The 17238-nt window shown below is 73.4% G+C and carries 15 protein-coding genes; 6 read left to right on the top strand and 9 right to left on the bottom strand.

The window, feature by feature from the left end; genetic code table 11:
• Nucleotides 1-119 precede the first annotated feature (119 nt).
• A complete protein-coding gene (locus tag PS271_RS17550) occupies nt 120-1610 on the top strand; it encodes an alpha/beta hydrolase (RefSeq protein ID WP_398382803.1) in 1491 nt (496 codons plus the stop codon).
• Between the two features lie 12 nt (nt 1611-1622).
• Here the strand turns inward: PS271_RS17550 and PS271_RS17545 are convergent, their stop codons facing one another.
• From PS271_RS17545 to PS271_RS17515, 7 genes are all read right to left on the bottom strand, one after another.
• Entirely contained in the window at nt 1623-1841 is a 219-nt protein-coding gene (locus tag PS271_RS17545; RefSeq protein WP_106678233.1) for a hypothetical protein, read from the bottom strand.
• 53 nt (nt 1842-1894) lie between these two features.
• A complete protein-coding gene (locus PS271_RS17540; RefSeq protein ID WP_398382801.1) occupies nt 1895-3475 on the bottom strand; it encodes an acyl-CoA mutase large subunit family protein in 1581 nt (526 codons plus the stop codon).
• 219 nt (nt 3476-3694) lie between these two features.
• On the bottom strand, nt 3695-5008 hold the full coding sequence (locus PS271_RS17535; RefSeq protein ID WP_398382800.1) for a hypothetical protein: 1314 nt from the start codon (nt 5006-5008) through the stop codon (nt 3695-3697).
• A complete protein-coding gene (locus PS271_RS17530) occupies nt 5008-5751 on the bottom strand; it encodes an RNA polymerase sigma factor (RefSeq protein WP_398382799.1) in 744 nt (247 codons plus the stop codon). The genes PS271_RS17535 and PS271_RS17530 overlap by 1 nt, the downstream gene beginning before the upstream one ends.
• Before the next feature lie 16 nt (nt 5752-5767).
• The gene (locus PS271_RS17525; RefSeq protein WP_398382798.1) at nt 5768-6769 is read right to left on the bottom strand and encodes a DUF4328 domain-containing protein; all 1002 of its coding nucleotides are present in this window, start codon (nt 6767-6769) and stop codon (nt 5768-5770) included.
• Between the two features lie 477 nt (nt 6770-7246).
• Nucleotides 7247-9331, bottom strand: a complete 2085-nt coding sequence (locus PS271_RS17520) for a glycosyltransferase family 4 protein (RefSeq protein ID WP_398382797.1) — start codon at nt 9329-9331, stop codon at nt 7247-7249.
• Nucleotides 9332-9698: 367 nt separating this feature from the next.
• Nucleotides 9699-11342, bottom strand: coding sequence for a beta-N-acetylhexosaminidase (locus PS271_RS17515; RefSeq protein ID WP_398382796.1), 1644 nt, complete (start codon nt 11340-11342; stop codon nt 9699-9701).
• Between the two features lie 218 nt (nt 11343-11560).
• On the opposite strand from PS271_RS17515, the gene PS271_RS17510 reads away from it, so the two are divergent.
• The 5 genes from PS271_RS17510 (at nt 11561) to PS271_RS17490 (ending at nt 15760) form a co-directional block, all read left to right on the top strand.
• A complete protein-coding gene (locus tag PS271_RS17510) occupies nt 11561-12130 on the top strand; it encodes a 2-oxo-4-hydroxy-4-carboxy-5-ureidoimidazoline decarboxylase (protein ID WP_398386902.1) in 570 nt (189 codons plus the stop codon).
• A 231-nt stretch (nt 12131-12361) separates the two neighbouring features.
• Nucleotides 12362-12742, top strand: coding sequence for a succinate dehydrogenase, cytochrome b556 subunit (gene sdhC / locus PS271_RS17505; RefSeq protein ID WP_043190173.1), 381 nt, complete (start codon nt 12362-12364; stop codon nt 12740-12742).
• Nucleotides 12743-12750: 8 nt separating this feature from the next.
• Entirely contained in the window at nt 12751-13227 is a 477-nt protein-coding gene (locus PS271_RS17500) for a succinate dehydrogenase hydrophobic membrane anchor subunit (RefSeq protein ID WP_120756893.1), read from the top strand.
• Between the two features lie 20 nt (nt 13228-13247).
• Entirely contained in the window at nt 13248-15002 is a 1755-nt protein-coding gene (gene sdhA, locus PS271_RS17495; protein WP_398382794.1) for a succinate dehydrogenase flavoprotein subunit, read from the top strand.
• On the top strand, nt 15002-15760 hold the full coding sequence (locus PS271_RS17490) for a succinate dehydrogenase iron-sulfur subunit (RefSeq protein WP_398382792.1): 759 nt from the start codon (nt 15002-15004) through the stop codon (nt 15758-15760). The genes sdhA and PS271_RS17490 overlap by 1 nt, the downstream gene beginning before the upstream one ends.
• A gap of 85 nt (nt 15761-15845) precedes the next feature.
• Here PS271_RS17490 and PS271_RS17485 read toward each other — a convergent pair whose 3' ends face one another.
• Together PS271_RS17485 and PS271_RS17480 are read right to left on the bottom strand one after the other, a co-directional pair.
• Nucleotides 15846-16274 (bottom strand): TIGR03668 family PPOX class F420-dependent oxidoreductase, encoded by a 429-nt coding sequence (locus PS271_RS17485; RefSeq protein WP_398382791.1) that lies wholly within the window; start codon nt 16272-16274, stop codon nt 15846-15848.
• Nucleotides 16271-17119, bottom strand: coding sequence for a hypothetical protein (locus tag PS271_RS17480; protein WP_398382790.1), 849 nt, complete (start codon nt 17117-17119; stop codon nt 16271-16273). Before PS271_RS17480 ends, PS271_RS17485 begins: the two co-directional genes overlap by 4 nt.
• Nucleotides 17120-17238: the final 119 nt, after the last annotated feature.

Here is a 17238-nt window from a genome sequence, read left to right as displayed (position 1 = left end):
CCCCGTCCTCCGTGCACAGAATCTTGGGCTCCACGCTTCAGACGGGGGGTTATCCCCATCCCTCGACCGCCAGTTGGCCCCATAGCCCAACTGCTGCTCCGTCAACCAGCCTTACTCGCATGACTTCTCGCAGCCGCATCGCCCTTCTCCTCACGCTCTCCGCCGCCGCCTGCGCCTCCGTCCTCACCTCTCCCGTGCAGGCGGCGGCTCCCACTAGCTCCCCCGTGCTCAAGTGGCACCCCTGTACCGCCAAGGGCAGTGCCCCCGGGTCTGAGTGCGCCACCCTCCCCGTCCCCCTCGACTACCGGAAGCCCTCCGGGCCCACCGTCGGCATTGCCGTCTCCCGGCTTCGGTCTGACCGGCCGCAGGCGCGGCGTGGGGCGTTGTTGCTGATTGCCGGGGGGCCCGGAGGGTCGGGGGTGGAGGGGCTTGCGCGGCGCGGGGAGAAGGTGCGGGAGGCCACCAAGGGGGCTTACGACATCGTCAGTTTCGATCCGCGGGGGGCAGGGGGCAGTACCACCGCCGACTGCGGCATCTCCGCGGACGACCGGCGGATGGTGGAGTTCCGGGCCTGGCCCGGCCCCGGCGGGGACATATCCGACGGCGTCGCCCGGGCCCGGCGTGTTGCCGAGGCGTGTGCCCGCAACGGCGGCGACGTCCTGCGCAGTCTCACCACCCGCAACGAAGCCCGTGACATCGACAGCCTCCGTAAGGCCTTGGGCGAGAAGAAGCTGTCCGCGGTCGGCAGGTCCTACGGGACCTACGTCGGCGCCGTCTACGCGCAGATGTTCCCCGAGCGCACCGACCGCTGGGTCCTCGACAGCAACGACGACCCCGACCCCTCCCGCGTCGCGCGCGGCTGGCTGGCCAACATGGGGCAGGGCGCCGACGACGCCTTCCCCGACTTCGCCCGCTGGGCCGCCGACCCGGCACGCGGCAAGGACCGGCTCGCCGAGCGCGCCGAGGACGTCCGCCCGATGTTCCTCGCCATGGCCGCGGAGCTCGACCGCAGGCCCCGTACGTTCAAGGACACCGGCCACCCCCTCACCGGCAACCTTCTGCGGCAGGTGATGCAGGCGAATCTGGACGACAGCGAGGGGTACCCCGCCATCGCCACGCTCATGCAGGCCGTCCGCAACGACAGCGGCACCGGCCCGCTCACCGTCGCCGACCCCCTCCCCGGACCGCTCTCCCAGAGCCAGGCCGCCGTCTCCGCCGGCGTCATCTGCAACGACGTGGCCTGGCCGCGCGACGTCGCCTCCTACGAGCGGGCCGTCACCGCGGACCGCGCCCGCCATCCCCTCACCGCGGGCCTGCCGGCCACCATCACGCCGTGCGCGTTCTGGAAGGACGAGCCCGCGGAGAAGCCCACCCGCATCACGTCCCGGGGCCCGTCCAACATCCTGATGGTGCAGAACCTGCGCGACCCGGCCACGCCCTACTCCGGCGCCCTGAAGATGCGCGAGGCCCTCGGCGACCGTGCCCGCCTCGTCACCGTGGACGCCGGCGGCCACGGCGTGTGGCTCGACACCGGCAACGCGTGCAGCGACCGCACCGTCAGTGAGTTCCTCGTCAGCGGCAGGCGGCCGGCCGGCGACACGGCCTGCTAGACGGCTCCCCGCTCAGAACAGCTGCTGCTGGCCGTCCATCGGCGGCTCCTCCGGGTCGAACAGCCTCGGCTCCGTCGCCAGCAGCGGCGCCGAGCGGCGCGAGCCCGGGCAGGAGACCAGCTCGTACGAGAAGGCGGGGCGGCGGCCCGGCGGGTCGTGGCGGGCGTAGCGGCCGCCGACGACGGCGATCTCGCGAGTGCATACGGGGCAGGCGCGGCGGGGAGCGGACATACCCTCCAGTGTCGCTCACGGAGAGCACACGAAGAACACGGACGGGACCGCGCTCAGAAGGCGTCCGCCGGGACGTGCGTCCCCCACACCTCCCGCAGCGCGTTGCACGCCTCCCCCACCGTGGCCCGCGCCCGCAGGGCGTCCTTCAGGGGATACAGGACGTTGTCGGTCCCGGCCGCGGCCGCACGCAGGGCGGCCAGGGCCGTCTCCACCGCGCGCCCGTCCCGCTCCTCGCGCAGCCGCGCGAGCCGCTCCCGCTGCCGGGCCTCGATGGCGGGGTCGACGCGCAGCGGTTCATACGGCTCTTCCTCGTCGAGCCGGAAGCGGTTGACGCCGACGACGACGCGCTCGCCGCTGTCGGTCTCCTGGGCGATGCGGTACGCGTTGCGCTCGATCTCGGCCTTCTGGAAGCCCTGTTCGATGGCGGCGACGGCCCCGCCGCGGTCCGCCACCCGGCCCATGAGGTCCACGGCCGCCTCCTCGACCGCGTCGGTGAGGGACTCGACCGCGTACGAGCCGGCGAAGGGGTCGACCGTGGCCGTCACGTCCGTCTCGTACGCGAGGACCTGCTGCGTGCGCAGCGCCAGCCGGGCCGCCTTGTCCGTCGGCAGGGCGATGGCCTCGTCGAAGGAGTTGGTGTGCAGGGACTGGGTGCCGCCGAGGACGGCGGCGAGGCCCTGGACGGCGACGCGCACCAGGTTGACCTCCGGCTGCTGCGCGGTGAGCTGGACGCCGGCCGTCTGGGTGTGGAAGCGCAGCATCTGCGACTTGGGGTCGCGGGCGCCGAACTCCTCCTTCATCACGCGCGCCCAGATCCGCCGGGCCGCCCGGAACTTGGCGACCTCCTCCAGCAGCGTCGTGCGCGAGACGAAGAAGAAGGACAGCCGCGGGGCGAAGGCGTCGACGTCCATCCCGGCGGCGACCGCCGTACGGACGTACTCGATGCCGTTGGCGAGGGTGAAGGCGATCTCCTGCGCGGGCGAGGCGCCGGCCTCGGCCATGTGATAGCCCGAGATCGAGATCATGTTCCATTTGGGGAGCTCGGCGCCGCAGTACGCGAAGGTGTCGGCGACCAGCCGCAGCGACGGCTTCGGCGGGAAGATGTACGTGCCGCGGGCGATGTACTCCTTGAGGACGTCGTTCTGGATCGTGCCGGTGAGGCGGTCCGCGGGGACGCCCTGTTCCTCGCCGACGAGCTGGTACATCAGCAGCAGGAGCGCGGCGGGGGCGTTGATGGTCATCGACGTGGAGACCTCGCCGAGCGGGATGCCGCCGAAGAGCACCCGCATGTCCTCGACGGAGTCGACGGCGACGCCCACCTTGCCGACCTCACCGCTCGCGATCTCCGCGTCGGAGTCGTGGCCCATCTGCGTGGGCAGGTCGAAGGCGACGGACAGGCCGGTGGTGCCGTGGGCGATGAGCTGCCGGTAGCGGGCGTTGGACTCGGCGGCGGTGCCGAAGCCCGCGTACTGGCGCATCGTCCAGGGCCGGCCCGTGTACATCGTGGGGTACACGCCCCGCGTGAAGGGGTACGCGCCGGGCTCGCCGAGCCGCTCGGCGGGATCCCAGCCGGCGAGGGCTCCGGGGCCGTAGACGGGCTCGACGGGCAGGCCTGATTCGGTCGACCGGGTCATGGGATGCGACGCCTCCCGCTCTCCGCTCCCGCTCTCCGCGCTTCGGAGCGTCCTCGGTTTCTGAGGTTCCTCCACCGGACTCTAGCGGCGGGACGGGCGGAAGAGAGGGGGGCGCGGGCAGAGCCGGGGGAAGAGCTCCGCCCGCGCCGATGCGCAGGAGCCGACGGTATGGGGGGAACTCCGGCTCGTGCGCAGCCGATGACCAGTCGGCTTCATTTACTACAGCGCCGCGGGGTCGGAAAACGTCACACCGGGGGCCGGAGCACCGAAACCCGTACTGCTCCGGACGGGCGGCACAAGGCGGAACACACCGTTCGGCCCGCCGTTCTGACTGTCGCCGTCGCCGGTGCCGCCGCCCTTGCCGGTGCCGGTCCGGCCGCCGGTGAGCCCGCCGGATGCCTTGGCGTCGTCCGCCTTGACCAGGCGCTCGCAGAAGGCGCGCAGGTCGACGGCGCTGCCGATGCCGGCGGAGCGCTCCAGGGTGCGGACGTCGTCCTCGTCGACGGCCTTGCCGCGGTGCTGCTGGGCGTCCAGGTAGTCGCGGCACATGCGGACGGCCCAGGCCGTGCCGGGCTTGGCGGCGTCGCCGCGGCCGTCGTCGTCCTTGTCGCCGCCCTTGCTCTTGCCGGGGAGCGGCGAGGCGGACGGGGAGTCGCCGGGCTCGTTCTTGCCGCCGGGCCCCCGGCTCCTGCCCGCGCCGGGCGCGGAGCTGCCGGAACCGTCCGGGGTGCCCGGGCCGCTCGGGCTGCCGTCCCGGCCGCGGGACGGGGACGCGCCGGGCACGCGGCGGCCGTCGGGGGAGACGCCGGTGGCGGGGTCGTCGCCGAAGGCGGACACGCTGGGCGCGGCCGCGGGCTCCCCGCTCGCCCGGCCGAAGGGCGCGGGCAGCACGCCCGCGCCGGCGGCCACCGCGACCCCGCCGATCGCACAGCCCGCGAGGGCCATGGCCAGCGCGGCCTTGACGGGCTGCCAGCGGGGGAAGAAGCGGCGGGCGAGGGAAGGGGCGGGGGTGGCGGGAGCGGCGCCGAGCCGGACGGAGGGCTCGGGCGCGGCGGAGGTGGCCGCTGCGGGCGTGGCGGCTCTCGCCTCCCGGAACGCGGCCAGCGCGGCCTCCTCCCCGGGCAGCGGCACGCCTGCCGCGGCGGGCGGCGGCACGAGCTCCCGGAGCGCGGCGACGAGCCGCTCGGCCTCGGCCGGTACGAGGGTGCCGCCCGGGGCGGGGCCGGCGGAAGCGCCGTCGCCTACGGACGAACCGTCGCCGCCCGACGAACCGTCGCCATCCGACATGCCGTCACGTACAGCCGAGCCCTCCCGTACAGCCTCGTCCCCGTCCGCGTTCTTGTCCTCGCCCTCGTGCCCGTCCGCCTTCTCCTTCGTACGGGCGCGGCCGCCGGCCGGGCCCGTCATCGCATCCTGGTCGGCAGCCGCGCTGCCTCGTGCCGGACCGGCGGCGGGCGAGCCGTTCAGCAAGCGCTCCACGGCGTCGTCGTCCAGCCAGTCTTCCAGCCAGTCGTACCGGTGGTCGTCCGCCATCACATGTCCTTCTGCGTCCGAGCACGCATTTGCGTCACACCGGCAGAAGCGTTCGCTCCGGGGTGGTCCCCGGGAAGTGCCCGCCGCTGCTGGGGCACGGTGTCGGTGACCCGCTTCCCCGCCGGCACCGATCCGTTCGCCCCCATGGTCCCGGTCGCCGCGTCGACCCCGCCGGTTCCCGCCGTGACCATTTCGGCCAGCCGGCGCAGCCCGCGGTGGGCGGCGGTGCGCACCGCGCCCGGGCGTTTGCCGAGCACCCCGGCCGCGCTCTTCGCGTCGAGGCCGACGACGACGCGCAGCACGACGGCCTCGGCCTGGTCCTGCGGGAGCTGCGCTATCAGCGCGAGGGTGTTCCCCGTGCCGAGGGCCTCCAGTGCCTCCCCCGCGGTGTCCGCGTCGGCGGCGCGGCCGGCGAGCTCGCTCTCGTCGCCGCCGATGGCCGGGCGCCGGCCGCGCATGCGTATGTGGTCCAGGGCGCGGTTGCGCGCGATCCGTGCGGCCCAGCCCCGGAAGCGGTCCGCGTCGCCGCTGAAGCGGCCGAGGTCGCGGGCTATCTGCAGCCACGCCTCCGAGGCCACGTCCTCCGCGTCGGCCTCGCCGACGAGCGTCCGCACGTACCCGAGCAGGCGGGGCTGCACGGAGCGGTAGACCGTACGGAATGCCGTCTCGTCCCCACCCTGGGCCGCGTTCACCGCGGCCGTCAGCTCGGCGTCGTCCCCCTGCACGCCCTCATCCTGCACCACTCGGAGATTCCGTGGCTCAGTAGCCCGCCGGCCCGCTGCCGTAAGGATTCTGCGGCGGGTGGGGCCAGCCGGCCGCGGGGCCGCCGGGCTGCTGCTGCCCAGGGGTGTACCCGGGGGCGCCGTACGGCATGCCGGCGTGCACCGGTGCGCCGGGCATCCCCGGCATGCCGGGCGCGGCGGCCGGGCCCGCCGTCGCGCGCCGCTCCTGTAGGGCGCCGAGCTGGCGGACGACGAGGAGGGCCAGGACGCCGGCGACGATCATCAGCAGCGTGCCGAAGGCGGAGACGTTCGCGGCGTTCTTCAGCGCCTCGACGTCGTCGCGCCAGGAGGAGCCGTCGTAGCCCTTGGCGGCGATGCGCGCGGCGGCGCCGGCGCTCATCGCGGACGAGGCCACGGCGCAGACGCCGGAGGCGATCCACACCGTCCACCAGGCGTTGAGCAGGCCCTTGGGGGCGCGGGCGCCCGGCAGGACGCTCGCCTTGTAGATGTCGTTGACGATCTGCTTGGGGAACCAGAAGTTGACGACCGGGGTGAACCACGCGCCCGCCGCCCAGCCGATGCCGAAGCGGTGGCTGCCGGGGGCGAAGAACTCGGCGTTGATGCGGGCCCGGCGGAACCAGACGGCCCACAGCGCGGCCGAGGCGGCCAGGGTGACGAAGTTCAGCACCGCGGCGATCGTGGCCGCGGCGTCCGTGTCCTGGATGTCCTGCTCCGTGGTGGAGGTCACGCCGTTGTCGAGCATGTCCTGGAGGGCCATGCGCGTCTGGGTGTCGGTCCAGAAGACGAACAGCAACACTGCCGTGCTCACGCCGAGCACGGTCATCAGCGCGATCCGCAGACCGCGGCGCAGGTCGACGCCGCCGACGGGCATCGGAGCGGCGGGCATCACGGGGGCGTACGGGTAGGCGGGCGCGGGGCCGGGCGCCATGCCGGCGGCCTGCTGCTGGTAGGCACCGCAGGCGGCGCAGCGGCCGTCCGGGCCGACGGCGGCGGCGCGGCAGTTACCGCACGGATACATAGGTGAGAACCCCCTGGGAGCGGCCGGCTTCCGGTTCGTCCGGTTTGCCCGGCCGCTGGGACCAACAAGCGAGAGATGCGCACCGGCAGCGGCGCGGACCCGCACGTTACGGGCAGTGACCCGGCTACGTCCAGAAAGGGTCACCGGGGCCACAGCGCGGGGGCCGCGGACCGGCCGGTGTGACAGTGTGACGAATTGATGGCCTGCGGCGCTGTAGGAGATGTGGGCCCCACCAGGGTTCGCACCGGACGGCGGTCGGGGCCTCTCCTGTGGGGGGTGGCGGCCCCGGCCGTCTGCCGTCCCGGCGGGTCATGACGTAACGCGCCGGGTCCCCGGCCGGTCATTCCGCCGGACCCTCGCCGTCGTGGTCGCGCGCCGTGGCGGCGGAGGAAAGTTTTCGACCGCGTCGAACGCACTGCGTCGAACGACCTGCGTCGCGGCCCGGCGGAGATCCGCCGGACCAGGCCCGCGCAAGCCCTACGCGTCCTCCCCCGTCACATCCTTCGCCACGTCCTTCACCGTGATCGTCAGGTCGTTCGTGACCGTGAAGTACGGGCGCAGCCGCACCTCGCCGCGGACGGCGCCCGGGAAGGTGTCGACGCCCTTGCGGTCGGCGAAGTCGCCGGCGAGCCGGCCGACGCGCACGAGTGCCGCGCCCGCCTTCGGCCGCACCCACAGGTCCCACAGGTCCTGCTCCTCGTCCGGCTTCTGCCGCTGCTGCATCGGCTCGTAGGGCAGGGTCCCCGAGCCGCCCTCCAGCGGTGCGCGGACGTCGCCGGCCGAGCCGTCGCCGTGGCGCAGCCGCGCGATCAGCTCGCCGCCCTCGCCGAGCTCGGTGCCGTACGCCCGGACGGCGACGCGGATGCCGTCGGCGCCGACGGTCACCTCGGCGGCCTCGGCGTGCTGGGGGCGCAGCCAGGTGCGGACGGCGAGGAAGCCGTCGCTCGTCTCGTACGGGACGGCGGCGGCGACACCGGCCGCGGTCTGCGCGAGGTCCAGGCCGAGCAGGCCCTTCTGCTCGACGAGCGCGGCGGTCAGGCGGCGGCGCGACTTGTCGCCGGAGCGCTCGGCGTAGGTGTCCCAGCGGCCCTCGGCGAGGGTGTGCGCGGCGCGGTCGAGGCGGGCCTCGACCCAGGTGCCGGGCTCGCGGCGGGCGGGAAGCGGCACGCGTACGGCCTCCTTGCCCTTGGTGCCGCGGTGGCGCAGCAGCAGGTGCGTGTCGGCGGCGGTGAGCTCGTCGGCGCGCAGGCGGACGACGAGGGAGCCGTCGGCGGCGACGGCACAGCGCGCGCCCGGGTGGGCGACGGCGCCGGGGGCGGGGGCGGCCGCGGCCGGCTGCTTCTTGCGGCCGCCGCCGAAGAGGCCGCCGAACAGGCCCTTCTTCTTCTCGGCGGCGGTGGTGGAGCCCGGGCGCAGCTCCTCGAACAGCTCCTCGTAGCGGGCGGCGATGCGGGAGGGCTCGTAGCGGCCGGCGGTCTCGCGGGCGGCGGCGCCGAGGCGGGCGCGCAGCCCGGCGTCCCCGGTGACCTTCAGCAGGGCGTCGGCGTACGCGTCGACGGCGCCCGCGTCGTCGAGGGGCACGAGCACGCCGTCGGTGCCGTCGGTGAGGATCTCGCGCGGGCCGTACGGGCAGTCCGTCGCGACGACCGGCAGGCCCGCGTGCATGGCCTCGACGATCGTCATGCCGAAGGACTCGGCGTCGGAGGCGACGGCGGCGACGGCGCCCTTGGACCACTCGGTCTCGATGGGCGAGCGGGCGCCCATGAGCGTGATCCGCTCGTACAGGCCGAGCTCCTCGATCTGCTTGCGCAGCTTGGCCTTGGCGGGGCCGCGGCCGTAGATGCGCAGGTGCCACTCGGGGCGCTCGGCGGCGACCTTGGCGAAGGCGGCGATCAGCCGGTCGTAGCGCTTCACGGCGACGAGGCGGCCCGCGGAGACGATCAGGCGGGAGGTGCCGTCGGAGGGCTCCGCGGCGGGGGCCGGGACGGCGTTGGGGATGGAGAGAATGCGCGCCCGGGCGTCGGGGAGGGCCTCCCGGTAGTGCCCGGCGTCGGCCTCGGAGACGGTGGCGAAGGCGTCGAGGGCGGAGATCGCCGGGTCCATCACCGCGTGCAGCTCGGGGACGTGGGCCTCGTGCGTGAGGTGCTCCTGGCCGAGGCGCAGGTAGCGGTCCGCGCCGTACGTCGCGAGGTAGCCGATGAGCTTGGGGCGGGTGGCGATGACGACGTCGGCGTCGGTGGCGGCGAGGTGGTCGCGGACGCGCTCGTCGGTGAGGGCGGTCGAGGCCATGCGGCCGTTGTCGATGCGCTCGTCGCGGAAGATCGCGCTGGGCTGCTGGTTGAGGGGCGCGTCGTACTCGTCGGCCTCGTGGCCCTCGCGCAGGTCGACCAGGGGTGTCAGGCGCACGCGCGGGTCGATGGCCAGCTCGGGTTCGTCCACGGGCCGGTTGACGCTGATGATCCGGACCTCGTGCCGGTCCGCGAGGGCGGCGGCGAGGTTGACGGTCGAGCGGATGGTGCCGCCGATGCCGTACGCGTTGTGCAGCAGGAATTCGATCTTCATCGGGCCCTCGTTCGGATGCGCGTGCCTTCCCCCCGGAGGTTAGGCCCTCCGGAGGGAGGGTCGCACGCGCCGGGCGCGCCCGCGGATCCCTTGGCCGGGCTTGTACGGGTTCAGGTGGCTTCGGCACCGCGGGGCGCCGCGGCGGCGCTCGGCGGTGCCGTACGGGCTGCGGTGGCTTCGGCGCCGCCGGAGACCGCCGTTTCGGTTGCTCGCCGCGGCGGCGGATTCAAGGATGCGGCAGCATCCTTGACCTGCCGGGGCCGGTGAAGGGTGGCGCCCGCCACCCTTCAAGCCGCCGCCGCGGCGCCCCGCCACCACGGCGAGGGTCCGGCGGAATCCTGCGCCACCCGTACCCGTACGTGGCCGCCTACCTGAGCCGCGCGTCGAGCGCGGCGAAGTCGCGCCACGGCAGCGTCGGGCGCCGCGCGTCCCACAAGCGTTGGGCGGTCGCCGCCAGCGGCAGGCGGATGCCTGCCGCGACCTGTTGCGGCGTCTGCGCGGCCGCGCGATCGCACCAGACGGCGAGCCGGCCGCCCGCCACCCGGTCCGGCCCGGCGGGCGCCGGCACCGGGGCCGTGCCGCGCAGCACGGCCGGCGACCACTGCTCGTAGATCCGCTGGCCGGTCGGGTACGTGAACTGGTTGGGCTCGCCGAGGACGTAATAGAGGTATTCGTCGTTGAGGTTGACGAGCGTGCGGCCCTCGTTCAGGTAGTCCTGCGGGGCGCGGGCGCCGATCTCCTTGCCCGTCCAGTACTCGACCTCGATGTCCTTCTTCGCGGTGACGACGCCGCCGGGGAAGAAGCCGTCGTTCCAGGCCTTGGCCTTCTTGCCGAGGGTGCGCACGAACGCGGCGCGGTCGTTGAGCCAGCCGGTGGCCAGGTCCTGGACGCGGGCGCGGGCCCCGTACTTCTCCTTGGCGCGGGCGGCCAGGCGGGGGTAGGAGGCCTCGGGGTTCTTGGCCATCAGGGCGCGGTATTCGTCCGCGCCGAGGTGGAAGTACGGGCCGGGGAAGAGGGGGGCGTACTCGCGCAGCAGGTCGTCGACGATGCGGGCGGAGTCGGCGTTGGCGATGTCGATCGCGCCGCGGGCGGCGGTGCCCGAGGCGTCGCGCAGTTGCAGCGTGGGGTGGGCGGCGATGACCGCGCCGAGGTGGCCGGGCGAGTCGAGCTCGGGGATGACGGTGACGTGCAGGGACTCGGCGAGGGCCACGATGCGGCGGACCTCGGCCTTGGTCAGGTGCTGCTTGGAGACGATCTCGGGGTGGGAGTCGCTCTCGATGCGGAACCCCTGGTCGTCGGAGAAGTGCAGGGCGAGCTGGTTGAGCTTGAGGGCGGACAGCTCGCGCAGCCGGGCCTCGATCCAGCCGGCGGTGAAGTGCTTGCGGGCGATGTCGAGGTGGAGGCCGCGCTGGGCGCGGTCGGGGGCGTCGCGGACGACGCCTTCGGGGAGCCCGCCGCCGGAGCGCACGGCCTGGAGGAGGGTGCGCGTGCCGTAGAACACGCCGGCCTCGCCGGCCGAGGCGACCAGCACCTTGCCGTCGCGGGCGGTCAGCTCGTACCCCTCGGCCGCGAGCGGGCCCGTGCCGGAGCTGCCGGGGCGCTGGGCGAGCTCGACGTCGCCGGAGCGGGCGGGGCCCGCCGCCGCGTACTGCAAGTGCAGCTCGCCGGCCAGCCGGCGGCCCTCGTCGGCGAGCGGGCCGGAGGCGATCACGCGCGCGCCGTCGACGGGCCGCCAGCCGGGGCCGGGGGCGGCCTCGGCGGAGCGGACGGCGGGGATCGCGCGGGGGATGCCCGCGGGGACGGGGGCCTGTGCGGCGGACTGCCGGGCGGGCGAGCTGGGCGCCGAGGGGGAGGCGGAGGAGGCGCCCGGAGAGCGCGAGTCGTCCTGGCTCGGCCGGTGGCCGCCGCCCTCGCGGGGGCAGCCCATCAGCGTCATGGTGACGAGGAGGACGCCGGCGCAGACGGTCCCGCGGACGGCCGAAGCCCGTTTCGTCCTGAGGCGCAGTCCCATGGAGCAAGCCTCCCTTTATACGACCTTTCGGTCACTTGCTCCAAAAGTAGAGGCTTTTGTCCGCTAAGAGGCCGTCCCCGTCCACCGCGCGCCGCGAACCGCCCCCGTCCGAATGAAATTCCTGCACCGGTCGGCCGGTGTCCGGTAGGCGTCGCTACGGTGGCGGCCCGGTTCGGCTCCTCGCCGGCAGACGGGGGACGCTCGCCGGAGATGGGGGGATCGCGCTGTCCTACCTCGACCGCCACGGCCCGGACCGCCACGGCCTCGACCGGCTCAACTCCGCCGCCCCGGGCGCCGCCGAAGCCGCGCTCCTCGCCTGCTGCGGGAGCCGCCGCTGGGCCCGCCGCCTCGCCGACCTGCGGCCCTACCCCGACCTGCGCACCCTGCTGAGCACGGCGGAGCACGCCGCCCGCGCCCTCTCCCCCGCCGACCTGGCGGAGGCGCTGGCCGACGAGACGGTCCCCCCGCACCTGTTCACGAGCCCCGGCCGCACACCCGCCCCGCCCTCCCCCGCGACCGAGGCGGCCCGCCGCGCGCTGCGCCGGGCCCACGCCGCCTACGAGCACCGGTTCGGCCACGTTTTCGTGCTGTGCCTGGACGGCTGCCGCCCCGGCGAGGCCCTGGACCGCTCCCTGGCCGCCCTGCACACCCGCCTGGCCGCCGCCCCGGCCGACGAGGCCGCGGTCACCGCCGCCGAGCTCGCCCGCCTCGCCCGCGGCCGGCTCGCCCGGCTCGCGCCGGACACCCCGCCGCCCCGGCCCCGTACCGTCCGGCCCTGCGGGACATAACACCCATTCAGTCGAACATCGCAGGTCAAACGGGTGTCGTCCGACCCCCCGGAATCACTCCTTCCGGCCCTTGACCGGCCCGCACATGCCTGTTTGATCACACCTGCGGACCCCGGGACGCCGAACCGACAAGGCGTCGCTACGATGGCCAGGGCCGGTGGACCGTACCCGGCCGGGCCCGACCGACAGAGAAGCCGGCAGGCCCTGATCCCCGCTCCCGGAGGGTTTTCCGTGCCGGCTGGAACGCTGTACCGCGGCCGGGAAGGCATGTGGTCCTGGGTGGCTCATCGAGTCACCGGCGTCCTCATTTTCTTCTTCCTGTTCGTGCACGTCCTGGACACCGCTCTCGTCCGCGTCTCCCCCGAGGCGTACGACGACGTCGTCGCGACGTACAAGACGCCCGTCGTGAATGTGATGGAGTACGGCCTCGTCGCCGCCATCCTCTTCCACGCGCTCAACGGCCTCCGCATCATCGCGGTGGACTTCTGGTCCAAGGGACCGCGGCACCAGAAGCAGATGCTGTGGTGGGTCGTCGGAATCTGGGTCGTGCTGATGGGCGGCGCCTTCTACCCCGTGCTCCAGCACACGCTGCGCACGCTGTTCGGGAGCTGAGTCGCGAAATGTCTGCTGAAACCACCCCCGCCACCGCCGCCGCGCACGACGTCTCCCTCTACGACGTCGACAACCCGGCCCCGGTCATCGAGGCGCCGCGCAAGCGCACCAAGAAGACCCCGAAGACGACGCGCACCAACTTCGAGCTGTACGGCTGGCTGTTCATGCGGCTGTCCGGCATCGTCCTGGTCGTCCTGGTCCTCGGCCACCTGCTGATCCAGCTCGTCCTCGACGGCGGCGTCAGCAAGATCGGCTTCGCCTTCGTGGCCGGCCGCTGGGCCTCGCCGTTCTGGCAGGCCTGGGACCTGGTCATGCTCTGGCTCGCGATGCTCCACGGCGCCAACGGCCTCCGCACGGTCATCAACGACTACGCGGAGCGCGCGACGACCCGTTTCTGGCTGAAGAACCTGCTGTACGCGGCCACGGTGTTCACCGTCCTGCTGGGCACGCTGGTGATCTTCACCTTCGACCCGAACATCCGCTAGAGCCCGGGGCTGACGACACCATGAAGATCCACAAGTACGACACCGTCATCGTCGGCGCCGGCGGCGCCGGCATGCGCGCGGCCATCGAGTCGACCAAGCGCAGCCGCACCGCGGTGCTCACCAAGCTCTACCCGACCCGCTCCCACACCGGCGCCGCCCAGGGCGGCATGGCCGCCGCCCTCGCGAACGTCGAGGAGGACAACTGGGAGTGGCACACCTTCGACACGATCAAGGGCGGTGACTACCTGGTCGACCAGGACGCCGCCGAGATCCTGGCGAAGGAGGCCATCGACGCGGTCCTCGACCTCGAGAAGATGGGCCTGCCGTTCAACCGCACCCCGGACGGCACCATCGACCAGCGCCGCTTCGGCGGTCACAGCCGCAACCACGGCGAGGCCCCGGTCCGCCGCGCGTGCTACGCCGCGGACCGCACCGGCCACATGATCCTCCAGACGCTGTACCAGAACTGCGTCAAGGAGGGCGTGGAGTTCTTCAACGAGTTCTACGTCCTGGACCAGCTGATCACCGAGGTCGACGGCGTCAAGAAGTCCGCCGGCGTCGTCGCGTACGAGCTGGCCACCGGCGAGATCCACATCTTCCAGGCGAAGGCGGTCATCTACGCCTCCGGCGGCACCGGCAAGTTCTTCAAGGTGACGTCGAACGCCCACACGCTCACGGGCGACGGCCAGGCGGCCTGCTTCCGCCGCGGCCTGCCGCTGGAGGACATGGAGTTCTTCCAGTTCCACCCGACGGGCATCTGGCGCATGGGCATCCTGCTGACGGAGGGCGCCCGCGGTGAGGGCGGCATCCTCCGCAACAAGGACGGCGAGCGCTTCATGGAGAAGTACGCGCCGGTCATGAAGGACCTCGCCTCGCGCGACGTCGTCTCGCGCTCCATCTACACGGAGATCCGCGAGGGCCGCGGCTGCGGTCCCGAGGGCGACCACGTCTACCTCGACCTCACCCACCTGCCGCCGGAGCAGCTGGACGCCAAGCTGCCGGACATCACCGAGTTCGCGCGCACCTACCTCGGCATCGAGCCCTACACGGACCCGATCCCGATCCAGCCCACCGCGCACTACGCCATGGGCGGCATCCCGACCAACGTCGAGGGCGAGGTGCTGGCCGACAACGACACCGTCGTCCCCGGCCTCTACGCCGCCGGCGAGGTCGCCTGCGTGTCCGTGCACGGCGCCAACCGCCTGGGCACCAACTCGCTGCTCGACATCAACGTCTTCGGCCGCCGCGCGGGCATCGCCGCCGCGGAGTACTCCGTGAAGGCCGACTTCGTCGAGCTGCCGGAGAACCCGGCCGAGTTCGTCGCCGAGCGGGTCGAGCAGCTGCGCAACTCCACCGGCAACGAGCGGGTCGCCGAGCTGCGCAAGGAGCTCCAGGAGACCATGGACGCCAACGTCATGGTCTTCCGCACCGAGCAGACCATCAAGACGGCCGTCGAGAAGATCGCCGAGCTGCGCGAGCGCTACAAGAACGTGTCCGTCCAGGACAAGGGCAAGCGCTTCAACACCGACCTGCTGGAGGCCATCGAGCTGGGCAACCTGCTCGACCTGGCCGAGGTCATGGCCGTGTCCGCGCTGGCGCGCAAGGAGTCCCGCGGCGGTCACTACCGCGAGGACTTCCCCAACCGCGACGACGTCAACTTCATGCGCCACACCATGGCGTACCGCGAGGTCGACGCGGACGGCAAGGACTCGGTCCGCCTCGACTACAAGCCGGTCGTCCAGACCCGCTACCAGCCGATGGAGCGTAAGTACTGATGAGCACCGCGACTCTCGACAAGGTCGAGGCCGAATCCGCGGCCTCGCCCTACATCACGGTCACCTTCCGTATCCGCCGGTTCAACCCGGAGATCTCGGACGAGGCCCACTGGCAGGACTTCGAGGTCGAGATCGACCCGAAGGAGCGCGTCCTCGACGCCCTGCACAAGATCAAGTGGGATGTCGACGGCACGCTGACGTTCCGCCGCTCCTGCGCGCACGGCATCTGCGGCTCCGACGCCATGCGGATCAACGGCAAGAACCGCCTCGCGTGCAAGACCCTGATCAAGGACATCAACCCCGCCAAGCCGATCACGGTCGAGCCCATCAAGGGCCTCACGGTCCTGAAGGACCTCGTGGTCGACATGGAGCCGTTCTTCCAGGCCTACCGCGACGTCATGCCCTTCCTGATCACCAAGGGCAACGAGCCGACGCGCGAGCGCCTGCAGTCCGCCGAGGACCGCGAGCGCTTCGACGACACCACCAAGTGCATCCTGTGCGCCGCGTGCACGTCCTCGTGCCCGGTGTTCTGGAACGACGGCCAGTACTTCGGCCCGGCGGCGATCGTCAACGCCCACCGCTTCATCTTCGACTCGCGCGACGAGGCCGGCGAGCAGCGGCTGGAGATCCTCAACGACAAGGACGGCGTGTGGCGCTGCCGCACGACGTTCAACTGCACGGACGCCTGCCCGCGTGGCATCGAGGTCACGAAGGCGATCCAGGAGGTCAAGCGAGCGCTGATCACGCGCCGCTTCTGACCTCCGGTCCGGTTCGCACGACGCGGGCCCCGTCTTCCCTTGGGGGAAGGCGGGGCCTTCGCCGTGCCGGGCGTGAAGGGGGCACCTAGGAGCCGGTGGCTGTGAAGGCCCAGCCGCTCCACGTCGCTACCTCGACCTCCACGAGCGGGCCTTGCGGCGGGTGGGTGCGGTACTGGGGGTACTTCTCCGCCAGCAGGGCCGGCGCGGGGGCGTCCTGTGCCGGGGTCGTCCGGATCGTGGCCAGGCCGTCCGCCCGGGCCCACCACAGGGTGGTCCAGTCGTCGGCGTAGTGGTCAACCAGGAGGCTGACGCGGGGGTTCTGTGCGATGTTGCGCAGGCGGCGGAGGTCCCGCGTGCGCTTCGGCTTGTGGTCGACCGCGAAGTACAGCGTGTCCCCGGCCACGGCGAACGTGACCGGGACGAGGTGCGGCACGCCCGCCGCGTCGGCCGTGGCCAGGCGGGCGACCGGCGCCGCCGCGAAGCGCGCCCGCGCCTCGGCGGATCCCAGCCTCATGTCTCGACCGTAGCGCCCTCGCCGCCCTCCCCGAAGCGGGCCAGGGCCAGCGCGCCGGCGACCGCGAGGGCGAAGCCCGCGGCGGCGAGGGGGAGCAGGCCCGGGCGGGTGCGGTCGCCGAGCCAGACGATGCCGACGAGGGCCGGGCCGAGGGTCTCGCCGATGACCATGCCGGCCGTCGCGGCCGTCACCGAGCCGCGCTGCAAGGCCGACGTCAGCAGCAGGAAGGCCGCGCCGCCGCCGAGCAGCAGGGCGTACGCGGCAGGGTTGCGGAGCAGCGTGCCGAGGGAGAGGTCGTCGATCAGCCGGACGGCGACCTCCACCACGCCGAAGCCGAGGCCCGCGCCCAGGCCGAGCGCGGCCGCCCGGGCCCGGCCCGGCAGCCGCCCGGCCGCCCCGCCCAGGGCCAGGACGCCGGCCGCCACGGCCAGCGTGCCGGTGCGCAGGGCCGCGGAGCCCGTGCCGCCGCCCTCCGCGCCCGAAGCGAGCCCCAGCATCGCCAGGCCCCCGCACACCACGGCCACCGCGCCCCACTCGATGCCGCTGAGCCGCACCCGCAGCACCCGCGACGCCACGACCGCCGTCACCGCGAGGCTCGCGGCGAGGGCCGCGCCCACGGCGTAGATGGGGAGGGAGCGCAGCGCGACGAGCTCCAGCAGGAAGCCCGCGGCGTCCAGGGCGAGCCCCGCCAGATAGCGCCACTGCCGCAGCACCCGCAGCAGCAGGACGGGGTCCACGCCCGAACCGCTGCCGGGCGCGGACGCCCGTGCGGCGACGGCTTGCAGGACGGACGCGGTGCCGAAACACACCGCCGAACCCAGCGCGCACAGCATCCCGAGAAGCATCGTCCGACTGTAGGCCGCCCGGGGCCGCGCGGGTGCATCCCCGCCGTCGGGCGGCCGGATGCGCCCTTTAGGGTGAGGGGCCTGCACGACATGAGCAGTACATGACGGGGGTCATCTGC

It is taken from the genome of Streptomyces sp. SCA2-17, from assembly GCF_044336695.1.
Note: the sequence above shows the minus strand (reverse complement) of the source record. Positions and strands in the feature narration are given on the sequence as shown.

Coding starts and splice junctions, on each gene's coding strand:
- PS271_RS17545 (WP_106678233.1), bottom strand. CDS start 1,841: ATGTCCGCTCCCCGCCGCGCCTGCCCCGTATGCACTCGCGAGATCGCC.
- PS271_RS17525 (WP_398382798.1), bottom strand. CDS start 6,769: ATGTATCCGTGCGGTAACTGCCGCGCCGCCGCCGTCGGCCCGGACGGC.
- PS271_RS17550 (WP_398382803.1), top strand. CDS start 120: ATGACTTCTCGCAGCCGCATCGCCCTTCTCCTCACGCTCTCCGCCGCC.
- PS271_RS17480 (WP_398382790.1), bottom strand. CDS start 17,119: ATGCTTCTCGGGATGCTGTGCGCGCTGGGTTCGGCGGTGTGTTTCGGC.
- PS271_RS17490 (WP_398382792.1), top strand. CDS start 15,002: ATGAGCACCGCGACTCTCGACAAGGTCGAGGCCGAATCCGCGGCCTCG.
- PS271_RS17515 (WP_398382796.1), bottom strand. CDS start 11,342: ATGGGACTGCGCCTCAGGACGAAACGGGCTTCGGCCGTCCGCGGGACC.
- PS271_RS17485 (WP_398382791.1), bottom strand. CDS start 16,274: ATGAGGCTGGGATCCGCCGAGGCGCGGGCGCGCTTCGCGGCGGCGCCG.
- PS271_RS17500 (WP_120756893.1), top strand. CDS start 12,751: ATGTCTGCTGAAACCACCCCCGCCACCGCCGCCGCGCACGACGTCTCC.
- sdhA (WP_398382794.1), top strand. CDS start 13,248: ATGAAGATCCACAAGTACGACACCGTCATCGTCGGCGCCGGCGGCGCC.
- PS271_RS17540 (WP_398382801.1), bottom strand. CDS start 3,475: ATGACCCGGTCGACCGAATCAGGCCTGCCCGTCGAGCCCGTCTACGGC.
- PS271_RS17520 (WP_398382797.1), bottom strand. CDS start 9,331: ATGAAGATCGAATTCCTGCTGCACAACGCGTACGGCATCGGCGGCACC.
- PS271_RS17535 (WP_398382800.1), bottom strand. CDS start 5,008: ATGGCGGACGACCACCGGTACGACTGGCTGGAAGACTGGCTGGACGAC.